This is a genomic window from Nocardioides sp. (assembly GCF_044226305.1).
Lineage (GTDB): Bacteria > Actinomycetota > Actinomycetes > Propionibacteriales > Nocardioidaceae > Nocardioides.
In genome coordinates this window covers 1-13,831 of the sequence record NZ_JBGAHF010000004.1, presented here as the reverse complement: position 1 = coordinate 13,831, position 13,831 = coordinate 1, and the positions used below count along the sequence as shown (strand labels likewise).

Genomic DNA, 13,831 nt, shown 5'->3' with positions numbered 1-13,831 from the left:
CGCGTGACCGACGCCACTTCCGGAGCTGATAGATGACGACCGCGTCCACGACCGACCGGGCCGCGCTGGTCAGCGCGATCGCGACGGCGCACCTGACGGACCGGGGGCCGTTGATGCCGGTGCTCCACGACGTGGTCGAGGAGCTCGGCCACGTGGCCCGCGAGGATGTGGAGACGATCGCCGCCGTGCTCAACCTCTCGGTCGCCGAGGTGCACGGCGTGGTGAGCTTCTACCGCGACTTCCGCACCGAGCCGCCGGCCACCCACACCGTCGCCCTGTGCCGCGGCGAGGCCTGTCAGGCGGTGGGCGCCGAGGCCCTGCACGACGCCACCGTGGCCCGCGCCGGCAGCCTGGGCGACGACGTGGAGGTCGCGGAGGTCTTCTGCCTCGGCAACTGCGCGCTCGGCCCGTCCGGCACCGTCGACGGGCGGCTGCACGGCCGACTGTCGACCCAGCGCCTGGACGCCCTGACGGAGGGGTGGCGATGAGCACCGGCCCGGTCCGGGTGTTCGTCCCCGCCGACGCCGCCGCGGTGTCCGTCGGGTCGGACGAGGTGGCCGCGGCCCTCGCCGCGGCCGGCGCCGAGGTCGTCCGCACCGGTTCGCGCGGCATGCTCTGGCTGGAGCCGCTGGTCGAGGTCGACACCGCGGCGGGCCGGGTGGGCTACGCGAACGTGACCCCCGCGGACGTCCCCGCCGTCCTCACGGGTGGCGCGACCGGCATCGGCGTGGTCGACGAGCACCCGTGGCTGACGTCGCAGCACCGGGTGACCTTCACCCGGGTCGGGGTCGTCGACCCGGCCTCGATCGGCGACTACGAGGCCCACGGCGGCTGGGCCGGCCTGCGCCGGGCGCTCACGCTCTCCCCGGCGGAGGTGGTCCAGGAGGTCACCGAATCCGGGCTCCGCGGTCGCGGCGGCGCCGGCTTCCCGGCCGGGCTGAAGTGGCAGACCGTCCTGGCGACCGAGGCCGACCAGAAGTTCGTGGCCTGCAACTTCGACGAGGGCGACTCCGGCACGTTCGCCGATCGGATGCTCGTGGAGGGCGACCCGTTCACCCTGGTCGAGGGCATGGCGATCGCCGCCCACGCCGTCGGAGCCACCGAGGGCTACGTCTACGTCCGCTCCGAGTACCCGCACGCCGTCGCTGCCCTGCGGCGGGCGGTCGACACGGCGTACACCCACGGCTACCTCGGCCGGGACGTCCTCGGCTCCGGGCTGACCTTCGACCTGCACGTCCGCGTCGGGGCGGGCGCCTACATCTGCGGCGAGGAGTCCTCGATGCTCGAGAGCCTCGAGGGTCGCCGCGGCGAGGTCCGGGCCCGACCGCCGATCCCGGCCGTCCGGGGCCTGTGGGGCCGCCCGACCGCCGTCAACAACGTGCTGACGCTGGCCACCGTGCCGATGGTCCTCGCCGACGGCGGCGCGGCGTACGCCTCCCTCGGCACCGGCCGCTCCCGCGGCACCCAGGTCTTCCAGCTCGCCGGCAACGTCCGGCGGGGCGGCATCGTCGAGCTGCCCTTCGGGGTGTCCTTGCGCGAGCTCGTCGAGGAGTACGGCGGCGGCAGCCTCTCCGGGCGCCCGGTCCGTGCGGCGCAGGTCGGTGGCCCGCTCGGCGCCTACGTGCCGGCGTCCGGCTTCGACGTGCCGATGGACTACGAGGCGCTGGCCGACGCCGGGGCGATGCTCGGGCACGGCGGCGTCGTGGTGTTCGACGACACCGTCGACATGGCGCGGATGGCACGGTTCGCGATGGAGTTCTGCTCCCACGAGTCGTGCGGCAAGTGCACACCGTGCCGGATCGGGTCGGTGCGCGGCGTGGAGACCATCGACCGGATCATCGCCGCCCGAGACGGGCAGAGCGACGTCGACGCCGGCCTGGTGCTGCTCGACGAGCTCTGCACGACGATGATCAAGGGCTCGCTGTGCGCGATGGGCGGGCTGACCCCGGTGCCGGTGCAGAGCGCCCTGCGGCACTTCCCCGAGGACTTCGAGGTGCACCGATGAGCGGCGACGGCTGGGCACCCGAGGCCGACCTCGGCACGCCGGCCGTCCCCGGCGCCCCGGCGGTGACGGTCACCGTCGACGGACGGCAGCTGGAGGTGCCGGCCGGCACGTCGGTCCTCCGCGCCGCGACCGAGGCCGGCGTGCACCTCCCCAAGCTGTGCGCGACCGACTCGCTCGCCGCCTTCGGCTCGTGCCGGATGTGCCTGGTCGAGGTCGACGGGGTGAAGGGCGTCCCCGCCTCCTGCACGACACCCTGCACCGACGGCATGGTCGTCAGCACGCAGACCGAGACGGTGCGCACCCTGCGGCGCAACGTCATGGAGCTCTACCTCTCCGACCACCCCGAGGACTGCGACGGCTGCGCCCGCGGCAGCTGCGAGATCCAGGCGATGGCGGCCACCGTCGGCGCCGCCGAGGTCCGCTACGGACGGCCGGCCTCCCGCGAGGAGGTCGCCCACCCGGCCCCGGTCGACCTCAGCAACCCCTACTTCGCCTTCGACCCCGCCTCGTGCATCGTCTGCTCCCGCTGCGTCCGCGCGTGCGCCGACATCCAGGGCACCTTCGCGCTCACCGTCGAGGGCCGCGGCTTCGACTCCCGGATCAGCGCCGGCGGTGCCGACCTCCTCTCCTCCGAGTGCGTCTCGTGCGGAGCCTGCGTGCAGGCCTGCCCGACCTCCGCGCTGCAGGAGCACTCCCTCGTCGAGCTCGGCATGCCGACGCGTGCGGTGGAGACCACCTGCGCCTACTGCGGCGTCGGGTGCTCGTTCCGCGCCGAGGTCTCGGGCGAGGGCCCCGACACCCGGGTGGTGCGGATGGTGCCGTCGAAGAAGGGCGCCGCCAACGAGGGCCACAGCTGCGTCAAGGGCCGGTTCGCCTACGGCTACGCCTCCCACCGGGACCGCCAGCTGTCCCCGATGGTGCGCGACACGATCGACGACGAGTGGCGCCAGGTCTCCTGGGACGAGGCCGTGGCCCGGGTCGCCGCGGGGTTCGCCGCCCTCCAGGCCGAGCACGGCGTCGACGCCATCGGCGGCATCTCGTCGAGCCGGTGCACCAACGAGGAGGTGTACGTCGTCCAGAAGCTGGTGCGGGCGGCGTTCGGCAACAACAACATCGACACCTGTGCGCGGGTGTGCCACTCCCCCACCGGCTACGGCCTGAAGCAGACCTTCGGCACCTCGGCGGGCACCCAGGACTTCCGCTCGGTCGCCGAGGCCGACGTGATCCTCCTGATCGGCGCGAACCCCACCGACGCCCACCCGGTCTTCGCCTCCCGGATGAAGCGGCGGCTGCGGGAGGGCGCCCGGCTGATCGTGTGCGACCCCCGCCGGATCGACCTGGTGCGCAGCCCGCACGTCGAGGCGGCGTACCACCTGCCCGTCCTGCCCGGCGCCAACGTCGCCCTCATCAACGCGCTGGCCCACGTGGTCGTGACCGAGGGACTCCACGACGAGGAGTTCGTGCGCGAGCGCTGCGAGGACGCCGACGACTACCTCGCCTTCATCGCGGACCCGGTCAACTCGCCGGAGTCCGTGGCCGCGGCCACCGGCGTCGACCCCGAGGAGCTGCGCGCGGCCGCCCGGCTCTACGCCCACGGTCCGAACTCCGCGATCTACTACGGCCTGGGCGTCACCGAGCACTCCCAGGGCTCGACGATGGTGATGGGGATGGCCAACCTGGCCATGCTCACCGGCAACATCGGTCGTGAGGGTGTGGGCGTGAACCCGCTCCGCGGGCAGAACAACGTCCAGGGCTCGTGCGACATGGGGTCCTTCCCGCACGAGCTCCCGGGCTACCGGCACGTCTCCGACGACGCCGTCCGCGGGATCTACGAGCGGCTGTGGGGTCGCACCCTCGACCCGGAGCCGGGGCTGCGGATCCCCAACATGCTCGACGCGGCCCTGGCGGGGACGTTCCGTGGGCTCTACGTCCAGGGCGAGGACATCGCCCAGTCCGACCCCAACACCCAGCACGTGCAGGCGGCGCTGCGGGCGATGGACCTCGTCGTCGTCCAGGACCTCTTCCTCAACGAGACCGCCCGGTTCGCGCACGTCTTCCTGCCCGGCACGTCGTTCCTGGAGAAGGACGGCACGTTCACCAACGCCGAGCGGCGCCTCAACCGCGTCCGGCCCGTCTTCGACTCGCTGGTCGGCATGGACGAGTGGGAGGTCACCTGCGCGATCGGGCGGGCGATGGGCTTCGACATGTCCTACGGCGACGCGTCGGAGATCATGGACGAGATCGCGGCGACCACCCCGACCTTCGCGGGTGTCTCGTTCGCGCGGCTCGACGAGGTCGGCTCGATGCAGTGGCCGGTCTACGACACCGACTCGACCGGGACGCCGGTGATGCACGTCGGCGAGTTCGTGCGGGGCAAGGGCAGGCTCGTCGAGACGGTCTTCGTGCCGACGACCGAGCGGTCGACCCGCCGGTACCCGTTGATCCTCACCACCGGCCGGATCCTCAGCCAGTACAACGTCGGCGCCCAGACACGGCGGACCGCCAACAACCTCTGGCACCCCGAGGACGTCCTGGAGATCCACCCCGCCGACGCCGAGCTGCGCGGCATCTCGACCGGCGACCTCGTCGACCTGTCGAGCCGCGTCGGGTCGACCACGCTGCACGCGCTCGTGACCGAGCGGATGCCCCCGGGCGTCGTCTACACGACCTTCCACCACCCGGTCACCGGCGCCAACGTCGTCACGACGGAGAACTCCGACTGGGCCACCAACTGCCCGGAGTACAAGGTGACGGCGGTGCAGGTCGGCGTCGCCAACGCGCGGGGCGACCAGGCCGTCGCCGCGGCACGCGGCGCCGCGGAGACGCACGCATGAGCACCACGGTCCCGCCAGAGGCGCGCCTGGGCAACGACATCGCCCGTCAGTTCGCGCACCTGCCGGCCGACCAGGCGGCCGAGGCCGTCGCCCGGCACATCGAGGCGTTCTGGCACCCGCAGATGCGTCGCGCGCTCGAGGCCCTCGCGGCCGCCCAGGACCCGTCGCTCGACCCGCTCCTCGTCGACGCGGTCGGCCGCCTGGCCGCGCACGGGTCCCACGGGGCGTAGGCCGCACCACCGTCGCTAAGGAAGGCCACATGAAGACGACTCCGCCCACGGCCGAGCTGCACGTCCACCTGGAGGGCACCCTGGAGCCGGCGACCATCTTCGCGGCCGCACGGGCGAACGGGCTGCCGACGCCCGCCGACAGCATCGAGGAGCTCGCGGCCCGCTACGACTTCACCGACCTCCAGTCGTTCCTCGACATCTACTACGCGAACCTCGTGGTGATGCGGACGGTCGAGGACTTCTACGCGATGACGGAGCAGTACCTGCTCCGAGCACGAGCGGCCGACGTACGCCGCGCGGAGCTGTTCCTCGACACCCAGACCCACACGGACAACGGGATCGACCCGGCCGTCGTCATGGAGGGGGTGACCGCGGCGATGGCCGCCCACCCCGAGGTGTCCACGGGTCTGATCGTGTGCTTCCTGCGCCACCTCGGCCCGGACGCGGCCATGGCGGCGTACGACGCACTGCGGCCGTACCGCGACTCCCTCCTCGGGGTGGGCCTGGACTCGACCGAGGTGGGGTTCCCGAACCGGGACTTCGCGGACGTCTTCCGCAGGGCAGGGGCAGACGGCCTCCGGCGGGTGGCGCACGCCGGCGAGGAGGGCGGCCCGGACAACATCATCGACTCGCTGGACCTGCTGGGGGCCGAGCGGATCGACCACGGCGTGCGCTGCCTCGAGGACCCCGACCTGGTGGCGCGGCTGGCCCGGGACCGGGTGCCCCTGACCGTCTGCCCGCAGTCCAACGTCCGGCTCCGGGTCGTCGACGAGATGCGGGACCACCCGCTGCGCACGCTGCTCGACCGCGACCTGCTCGTGAGCGTCCACAGCGACGACCCGGCGTACTTCGGCGGCTACGTCGACGACAACTACCGCGCGGTCGCGACGGCCCTCGACCTCGCGAAGGAGGACCTGCGGCGCCTCGCCGACAACTCGTTCGAGGCGGCGTTCATCGAGCCCGCGGATCGGAGGTCGTTCCAGGCCGAGGTCGAGGCCTGGGCCGCCGCCGACCACTAGCGCGTACCCGCCTTCACGAATTTACTGGAACGGCATTGTATCGAAAGCACTGTCGTTCTAGCATTGACGTGGAGGTGAGCCCCATGACCCGTCCCGAGGACCCGGCTGACACCCGGATGATGGCGATCATCCACAACGCCTTGAAGCGTGACCTGGTCCGCGTGCATCGCGTGCTGACCGAGACCCCGGCTCCCCGGGGCCGGCAGCGCGTGGCCCTCGGCGAGCACGTCACGTGGATGCTCGAGTTCCTGCACGCCCACCACACCAGCGAGGACACCCACCTGTGGCCGCTGGTGCGCAGCCGCAACCCGGGTTCGGCCGAGCTGCTGGACTCGATGGAGGCCGACCACGCGCGGATCGCTCCGGCCGCCGACGCGGCTGCCGCAGCGGCGCAGGAGTACGCGACCACCACGGACGACCACGCACGGGTCGCGCTCGCCGAGGCCCTCGACCGCCTTCTGGAGGTGCTGGTGCCCCACCTGGACCGCGAGGTGGCCGAGGCGATGCCGGTGGTGTCGGCCAGCATCACCAACGGCGAGTGGGACGCGATGGAGCAGGAGCACAACATCAAGTCGAAGACCATGCGACAGCTGGCGGCGGAGGGCAACTGGCTGCTGGAGGACATCGACCCGGAGGGGTACGACGTCGTCGTCCACAAGGTGCCGGCCGTGATCAGGTTCGTCCTGGTGCAGGGCTTCGGACCCGGCTACCGTCGCCGGGCTCGGGTCCGATGGACGCCGGACGGGTCCCGTACGGCGGCGGCCGCGGCCTCGTGACGGCTGCCCCGTCGGACCGGGCGAGACGGCCGTACCGTTCGGCTCGGCGCCAGCAGCAGGCAGCCGAGACGCGCGCGCTCGTGCTCGCGGCCGCGACCTCGCAGTTCGCCGACCGCGGCTGGTCGGCGACCGGGATGCGCGACATCGCCAAGCAAGCAGGTGTTTCTGTCGAGACGGTGTACGCGAGCTTCGGTTCGAAGACCGACCTGCTGCTCGCCGCCATCGACGTCGGCGTCGTGGGTGACGCCGAGCCGGTGCCCCTGTCGCAGCGGCCGGAGTTCGCCGCCCTGGCGACGGGTCCGGTCGGCGACCGCATCGACGCGGCCGCCCGGTTGGTCAGCGGGATCAACCGGCGCGTCTGGGGGTTGCGGCGGGCACTCGCGGAGGCAGCCGGCAGCGAACCGCAGCTGGCGGCGAAGCTGCAGGAGCTCGAGCACCAGCGGCGCGAGAACACCCGCGAGGGGGCGGAGATGCTGACCGGCCGGCCGGTCGACGACGACGTGCTCGACGGGCTGTGGGTGACCATGGGCACCGACGCCTTCTGGCTGATGACCCAGGTCGGCGGCCGGCCGGTCGAGGACTACGAGCGGTGGCTGGCGAGCACGGTCCGCCGCCTGCTGCACCACGGCGAGGCCTGAGACGTGCCGGCCGGTCCCGACCGCAGGAGGTGACGATGATGCAGGTCCAGAAGCAGTCCCACGTCGAGGTCGTCGTGGACGCGACGGTGCCGCAGGTCTGGGAGGTGGTCTCCGACGTCACCCGGGTCGGCGAGTGGAGCCACGAGTGCCACAGTGCACGCTGGCTCGACGAAGCAACCGGGCCCGCTCCGGGCGTGCGGTTCCGTGGACGCAACCGAGCGGGCTGGGTGCGCTGGGGCCGTACCTGCCAGATCGTCGAGGTGCACCCTCCGCACCGGCTCGTCTGGCGGACCGTGTCGACCCTGCTCGTCCCCGACATGACCGAGTGGCGCATCCAGCTCGAGGAGACGAACGACGGTCGCACGCTGATCACGCAGTCCTTCACCGTGCTGCGCGCACCCTGGCTGCTCGATCGCATCTACGCCCGGCTGGTCCCCAACCACCGGGACCGGGACGCACGGCTGACCGAGGACCTCGTCCGCGTAGGAGCGGTCGCCCGTCACGGTGGCCAGGCATGAGCCGACGACTCACCCGAGCCGGGAACCGCATCGGCGTCTGGCTCTACCAGAGGCTGGACGGCCGGCTGAGCAGCGGCAGCAAGAGCGTGACCGTCCTGCTGATCACCGTCCCCGGCCGACGCACGGGGCTTCCGCGCTCCACCTGCGTCCGCTTCCTCGACACCCCCGACGGCCCGGTCGTCTGGGGCACCGGATCCGGGGCGAAGAGCGATCCCGACTGGTTCCGAAACCTCCGCGCCGCCGAGCTCGCCGAGGTGCAGATCCGCCGGGACCGGCTCCGGCTGCGTCCGCGCGAGCTCACCGGCGCCGACCGCGACGCGATGTGGACCGACACCATCCTCGAGCGCGCGCCCGGAGTGGCCAGGTACGCCCGCAAGGCGGGCCGACCCATCCCGGTCGCGGTCCTCCAACCTCTCGACGGACCCGGGAACTGACGGACTCCCACCGATCCCGCGCGGTGTGATGGAGGGGGCGACGACGGTGGCGAGGATGGCCGTGCGCCCGGGCCCAGACCGCAGGTGTCGGTGATCGGGGAGCTGCCCGGGGTGACGCTGACGATGATGACGATCTCGCCGCCGGCCGTTGCCGGATCGCGCGCCGCTCGTCGTCCCTCACGTCGGTCAGAGCGGTGACATCTCGTCGTCGTCCACGGCGACATCCTTGCTCCGACGCCCCCGGCTCCGGTCGATGACCCGTGCGACCACCTCGGCAACCAGGAACAACACGAGCATCGGCAGCCCGAGCATCAGCATGGAGAACGGGTCGGTCGAGGGCGTCGCCACGGCGGCGAAGACGAACGTGCCGATGATGATCCAGGCTCGGTGCCGGCCCAGCGCCTTGCCGGACACCACACCGGCCAGGTTGAGCATGATCACGAACAGCGGGATCTCGAAGGCGACGCCGAACACGAGCAGCATCCTGGTCAGGAACGAGAAGTACTCGCCGAACTCGACCAGGTTCTCCAGCCCGGCGGGCGTGAATCCGATGAGGACCGCGAGACCCTTCGGGAGCACGTAGTACCCCGTGGCGACCCCGGCGATGAACAACGGCCCGGCGACCGCGGCGAAGACGTGCGACCACCGGCGTTCTTCCCGCCGCAGGCCCGGGACGACGAACGCCCAGATCTGGTAGAGCCAATAGGGGCTGGAGGCGACGACGGCGGCCACGCCGCACAGCTTCAGCTGCAACATCAGGGGGCCGGTGGCACCGGCGACGTACGCCGTGGTCTGCGTGCTCGCCCCGAGCGTCTCCCGAGCCTGGTTGTACGGCGCGAGCACCAGGTCGAGGAGCTGGTCGTAGAAGAAGAGCGCCACGCCGAACGCGACCACCAGGCTCAGGGTGGAGCGCACCAGACGCCCGCGCAGCTCGCGGAGGTGGTCGCCGATGGCCATCCGGCCGTCTGCACCCGGCGGTTGGCTCGGCCTGATGCTGAGGATCCCCCAGGGGACGCTGATCGACATGGCGCCCTCTCAGCGGGTCGAGTCGCGGCGCTGCGCCTCGACGACGTCGACGGTCGGATCAGTGACGACCGGCTCGACCACCGGGTGCGCGATCGGGTCGATGGCGACCGCGTCCTCGTCGTCGTCGTGACCGAGGTGGCTGGTCTCGGCCTTGAAGATGCGTAGCGCGCGCCCGCTGCCGCGGGCCAGCTCCGGCAGCTTGGAGGCACCGAAGAGGAGGACGAGCACGGCGAGGACGATGAGCAGCTCGGGGGCGCCGAGCCCGCCGATGGCGAGTGCTTGCATGGTGGAACCTCAGTTCTCGTTGGTCGTGGACCGCGCCGGGGCGCGGCGGGTGGTCGGAGGGTCGTCGAGCTGGTCACGCTCGTCGTCCTCCAGCGCGGAGGCGACGTGCCGGCGTACGACGACCCGGGGGTCGAGGTCGCGCAGCTCGAGGTCCGCGTAGTCCGGGCCGAGCTGCGTGCGCAGCTCGTCGCGGGCGCCGTCCGCGAAGCGCTTGACCCCGCGGACCAGTCGGGCCGCCTGGCGTGCCAGGTCGGGGAGCTTGTCGGGTCCGAGGACGAGCGCGCCGATCATGGCGAGCACGGCGAGCTCGGGGAGTCCGATGCCGAACATGGTCATTCCCTTCTCACGACGGCCGGAGGACCGGGGTCGGGCGTCGGACGCCCGGCCCCGATCACTCCGGACCTCACCTGCTGTGCATCGGAACCGACCGCTTGTGGCGCGGATGTACGAGCATCCAGGCCAGGCGGACGTAGACGAGCGCCATCACGACGGCGCCCAGGTACTCCTGCCAGATCACGGCGAGACCTACTTCGAGCCGCCGCTGACGGCGATCGAGCCGTTCACACCGCGCGGGTAGAAGCCGCCCTTGTCGACCCTCTTCGGGTTGAGGTAGACGACGTTGAGGACCCGGTCCGGGGTCCTGCTGTAGGCGATGGAGTTCTTGTCGGCCGGGACCAGGTTCGCCCACATGCCCTTCTTGACCACACCTTGGTCGTCGTTGCTGTGACCGTCGAGGGAGTCGCGGGCCTTGCTGATCTTGTTGGCGGCCGCACCGAGGTCCTTGTCGTAGAGCGAGGTGCGGACCACGCCGGCGTGGTACGCCTCGACCGCGAGGATCCCGGCGGCCGCCTCGAGGTAGGTCTTGTTGTCGATCAGCGGGGCGGCGCCCTTGTACGCCGTCACACCGACGTCCTCGAAGATGAACGCCGCGAGGAGGAAGTTGTTCTCGTTGGCGTACGGGTCGAAGGTCTCGCTCTTGCCGATCAGCCCCGCCGCCTGGGCGGCCGCGGTGAAGCTGTGCTTCAGGTCGATCTGCGGGCGCGCGACCTTCGCGCCACCGAGCGCCGACCGCAGGAACTTCACGTGAGCGACCTCGTCGTGAGCGATCTCGCGGGCGATCTTGGCGATCTTCGGGCTGGAGAAGTTGACCTTGCGGCCGCCCACGACGCCTCCGTGCCGACCCTTGCCGCTGGTCAGGGCGCCGTCGAGGCCGTGCCCCAGCGCGGCGTGCGAGTAGAACTCCGCCTCGAGGTACTCGAGGTTGAGGGCGAAGTTCAAGATCGCCCCGTCGCTGGGGCCGGCGGCGAGCGCCGGAGCGATGCCGGTCCCGGTGAGGGCTGCTCCTCCGACGACGCCGAGCCCCGCCACGCCGGCCGACTTCAAGAAGATGCGGCGGTCGGTCTCGTTCTCTGCACTGCGGTTGATCATGTCGCGAACGACAGTCTTTCCGAACATGTCATCTCCAAAGATGTCATTTGAATCTCGTGGACATGACGCACGACATCTGGCCGTACGTCGGAAACGCTGGCAAGAAAGAGCGATCAGCCCCTTTCACAACAGGAACGCGACCATTTCACAGCGGGTTCTCACCCGTCGTCCTCGGCAGCCGCGAGCTTCATCTACGGTGCTGCATGCCGTCCCGAAACACTGTCAAACACAGGCGGACATGATCCAGAACGTACCTCCGGCAGCTGGTGATGAGAATGCCTGGAGGCGAATTCTCAGGAACTAAATTCAATCCGATCCGGCGATGCCTACGAATCACTAAATGGAGTGGTAGAGCATCATTTCTCCGCTCTTGAACAATGCCCGAAAATAAGGTTCGGTGACAATTCGACATTCTCCGACGATTCCGGCGAAATGGGGTTCGACCCATGTATCTCGAGCGCCGACGACTGCTCGCTCGGCCGAGCACCGGCCCCCGGGGATCGCTCCCCCTGCTCGGCCCGGCCTTCGTCACCGCGATCGCCTATGTCGACCCCGGGAACTTCGCGACGAACCTCAACGCCGGATCGAGGTACGGCTACCTGCTCGTGTGGGTCGTCGTCGCCAGCAACCTGATGGCGATGCTGATCCAGTACCTCTCGGCGAAGACCGGCATTGCGACCGGACGCAGCCTGCCGGCCCTGTGCCGAGACGAGCTTCCGCGACCCGTGGTCCTGGGCCTGTGGTTGCAGGCGGAGCTGGTGGCCGTCGCCACCGACCTCGCCGAGGTCGTCGGCGGCGCGATCGCGCTGCAGCTGCTTTTCGACCTGCCCCTGGTCGTCGGGGGCGTGATCACCGCCGCCGTCGCCTTCGCGCTGCTCGGACTCGAGTCACGCGGGCACCGGCCGTTCGAGGCCGCGATCACCGGGCTCCTCGGCGTGATCCTGGTCGGCTTCGTGTACGACGTCCTGCTCAGCGGACCCGACCCGGTCGCGGTCGCGGGCGGACTGACACCCCGGTTCGACGGCGCCGACTCGGTGCTGCTGGCGGCGGGCATGATCGGCGCGACCGTGATGCCGCACGCCATCTACCTCCACAGCAGCCTGACCGCCGGCCGTGACGTCCGCACCACCGAGGCGCAGCGCCAGTCGCTGCTGCGGAGCCAGCGGATCGACGTGGTGTCCGCGATGACGGTCGCCGGGCTGATGAACCTGGCGCTCCTGCTCATCGCGGCGAGCGCCCTGCACGGGGGGTCGGCGGCGACAGCATCGCGAGCGCTCACCGCGCTCTGGGCGCCGCTCTCGGCCAGGGGACGGCCCTGCTCCTCGCCCTGGGGCTGCTCGCCTCCGGGTTCGCGGCGTCCAGCGTGGGCACGCTCTCCGGTCAGATCGTGATGGAAGGCTTCAACCGTCGCCAGGTCCCCCTCGTGCTCCGGCGTGCGCTCACGCTGGCGCCGGCGCTCGTGGTCCTCGCCGCCGGGATCGATCCGACCCGGGCACTCGTGGCCTCTCAGGTCGTGCTGTCCTTCGGCATCCCTTTCGCGCTGGTCCCCTGGTCCTCTTCACCCGGCAGGTCGCCGTCATGGGCAGCATGGTCAACCGACGGACCACGACGGCGGCAGCCTCCCTCATCGCGGTGGTGATCATCGCGCTCAACGTCGCCCTCGTCGGGCTCACCCTCACGTGAGCCCGTTCTTCGGCCCCTACTCCAAGGACACACTGCCGGCCAGACTGGCCCCGCCGGACCCGGCGCACCCGCCGGTGTCGTCCACAGCCCTGGTTTGTATCGGTCGAGAGGGGTTCGTGGATCGTGACCTCATCGTGACCGGATCCCCTGTGCACACAGGGGATTCTCGGCCCTGACTGTCGGTGGTCGGTGCTGGGATGGGGACATGACGGCGATCGCGACTCCCCAGCACCGGGTCAGTGTCGCGACCGCGCACCTGCACGCCGAGCTCGACGCCGTCGCCGACGCATCGGTGTGGTCGATGGACCCGAGCGAGACGGGCCGGACCCTGGTCGAGCTGACGCGCGCCGAGGCGAAGCTCACCGAGCTCAAGGCACGGGTCGCCGCTCACGCCGACGACATCCACCTCGGCCAGGAGGTCGGCGCCTCCTCGGCGGCGAACTGGCTCGCGCACCAGACGAGGCTGACGCGGACCGCCTCCTACGCCGCCGTGCGGCTCGGCCGCGACCTCGACGCCCACCCCGGCACCCGCGAGGCACTCGCCTCCGGCGACCTGACCACCGAACAGGCCCGAGTGGTCGTCCGGTGGGTCGACCAGCTCCCCGACATCGTCCCGACTGCGCTGGTGTCGAGGGCCGAGGCGCACCTGATCGGCGAGGCGCGCCACCACGACGCCAAGGCCCTCAACCGCATCGGGAAGCACCTGTTCGAGGTGATCGCGCCCGACGAGGCCGACGCCCGCGAGGCCGCCCTGCTCGCGAAAGAGGAGGCGGCTGCCGCGAAGTCCTGCCGGCTCTCGATGGTCGACGACGGCGAAGGCATCACCCGGGGCCGCTTCACGATCCCCACCTACCACGGCGCCGCGCTGCGCAAGATGCTCGGCGCCGTCGCCGCACCCCGGCACGTGGCTGCCACGCAGGGCGCCGGCGCCGTCGCCGAGCGGCCGCCCACACCA

At 71.2% G+C, this 13,831-nt stretch carries 14 protein-coding genes and 1 pseudogene; 11 read left to right on the top strand and 4 right to left on the bottom strand.

All coding sequences use genetic code 11. The annotated features are described in order from the left end of the window. Positions 1–32 precede the first annotated feature (32 nt). From ACILQ5_RS05475 to ACILQ5_RS05435, 9 genes are all read left to right on the top strand, one after another. The gene (locus ACILQ5_RS05475; RefSeq protein WP_395656968.1) at positions 33–488 is read left to right on the top strand and encodes an NAD(P)H-dependent oxidoreductase subunit E; all 456 of its coding nucleotides are present in this window, start codon (positions 33–35) and stop codon (positions 486–488) included. Next, a complete protein-coding gene (locus tag ACILQ5_RS05470) occupies positions 485–2,005 on the top strand; it encodes an NADH-ubiquinone oxidoreductase-F iron-sulfur binding region domain-containing protein (protein WP_395656967.1) in 1,521 nt (506 codons plus the stop codon). The genes ACILQ5_RS05475 and ACILQ5_RS05470 overlap by 4 nt, the downstream gene beginning before the upstream one ends. Then, positions 2,002–4,839, top strand: a complete 2,838-nt coding sequence (gene fdhF, locus ACILQ5_RS05465; RefSeq protein WP_395656966.1) for a formate dehydrogenase subunit alpha — start codon at positions 2,002–2,004, stop codon at positions 4,837–4,839. Before ACILQ5_RS05470 ends, fdhF begins: the two co-directional genes overlap by 4 nt. Continuing rightward, the gene (locus tag ACILQ5_RS05460; RefSeq protein WP_395656965.1) at positions 4,836–5,069 is read left to right on the top strand and encodes a formate dehydrogenase subunit delta; all 234 of its coding nucleotides are present in this window, start codon (positions 4,836–4,838) and stop codon (positions 5,067–5,069) included. Before fdhF ends, ACILQ5_RS05460 begins: the two co-directional genes overlap by 4 nt. A gap of 29 nt (positions 5,070–5,098) precedes the next feature. Continuing rightward, the gene (locus ACILQ5_RS05455; RefSeq protein WP_395656964.1) at positions 5,099–6,088 is read left to right on the top strand and encodes an adenosine deaminase; all 990 of its coding nucleotides are present in this window, start codon (positions 5,099–5,101) and stop codon (positions 6,086–6,088) included. A gap of 83 nt (positions 6,089–6,171) precedes the next feature. Then, entirely contained in the window at positions 6,172–6,864 is a 693-nt protein-coding gene (locus ACILQ5_RS05450) for a hemerythrin domain-containing protein (RefSeq protein WP_395656963.1), read from the top strand. Between the two features lie 80 nt (positions 6,865–6,944). Then, positions 6,945–7,502: a TetR/AcrR family transcriptional regulator gene (locus ACILQ5_RS05445; protein WP_395656962.1), complete on the top strand. Its 558-nt coding sequence runs from the start codon at positions 6,945–6,947 to the stop codon at positions 7,500–7,502. Between the two features lie 35 nt (positions 7,503–7,537). Continuing rightward, positions 7,538–8,020, top strand: a complete 483-nt coding sequence (locus ACILQ5_RS05440; protein WP_395656961.1) for an SRPBCC family protein — start codon at positions 7,538–7,540, stop codon at positions 8,018–8,020. Then, positions 8,017–8,454, top strand: coding sequence for a nitroreductase/quinone reductase family protein (locus tag ACILQ5_RS05435; RefSeq protein WP_395656960.1), 438 nt, complete (start codon positions 8,017–8,019; stop codon positions 8,452–8,454). Before ACILQ5_RS05440 ends, ACILQ5_RS05435 begins: the two co-directional genes overlap by 4 nt. Positions 8,455–8,640: 186 nt before the next feature. Here the strand turns inward: ACILQ5_RS05435 and tatC are convergent, their stop codons facing one another. The 4 genes from tatC to ACILQ5_RS05415 form a co-directional block, all read right to left on the bottom strand. Next, positions 8,641–9,480 carry a twin-arginine translocase subunit TatC gene (gene tatC, locus ACILQ5_RS05430; RefSeq protein ID WP_395656959.1) on the bottom strand — a complete coding sequence of 280 codons (840 nt, stop codon included), beginning with the start codon at positions 9,478–9,480 and terminating at the stop codon, positions 8,641–8,643. 9 nt (positions 9,481–9,489) lie between these two features. Next, a complete protein-coding gene (gene tatA / locus ACILQ5_RS05425; protein ID WP_395656958.1) occupies positions 9,490–9,765 on the bottom strand; it encodes a twin-arginine translocase TatA/TatE family subunit in 276 nt (91 codons plus the stop codon). Between the two features lie 9 nt (positions 9,766–9,774). Further along, entirely contained in the window at positions 9,775–10,095 is a 321-nt protein-coding gene (locus ACILQ5_RS05420) for a sec-independent translocase (protein WP_395656957.1), read from the bottom strand. A 195-nt stretch (positions 10,096–10,290) separates the two neighbouring features. Further along, positions 10,291–11,193, bottom strand: coding sequence for a ferritin-like domain-containing protein (locus ACILQ5_RS05415; protein ID WP_395656956.1), 903 nt, complete (start codon positions 11,191–11,193; stop codon positions 10,291–10,293). Positions 11,194–11,639: 446 nt separating this feature from the next. Between ACILQ5_RS05415 and ACILQ5_RS05410 the strand changes: the two are divergent. Together ACILQ5_RS05410 and ACILQ5_RS05405 are read left to right on the top strand one after the other, a co-directional pair. Beyond that, positions 11,640–12,682 (top strand): annotated as a pseudogene (locus tag ACILQ5_RS05410) (Nramp family divalent metal transporter); the annotation flags it as partial. 399 nt (positions 12,683–13,081) lie between these two features. Continuing rightward, on the top strand, positions 13,082–13,831 hold a 750-nt coding region (locus ACILQ5_RS05405), incomplete at its 3' end, for a DUF222 domain-containing protein (protein WP_395656955.1).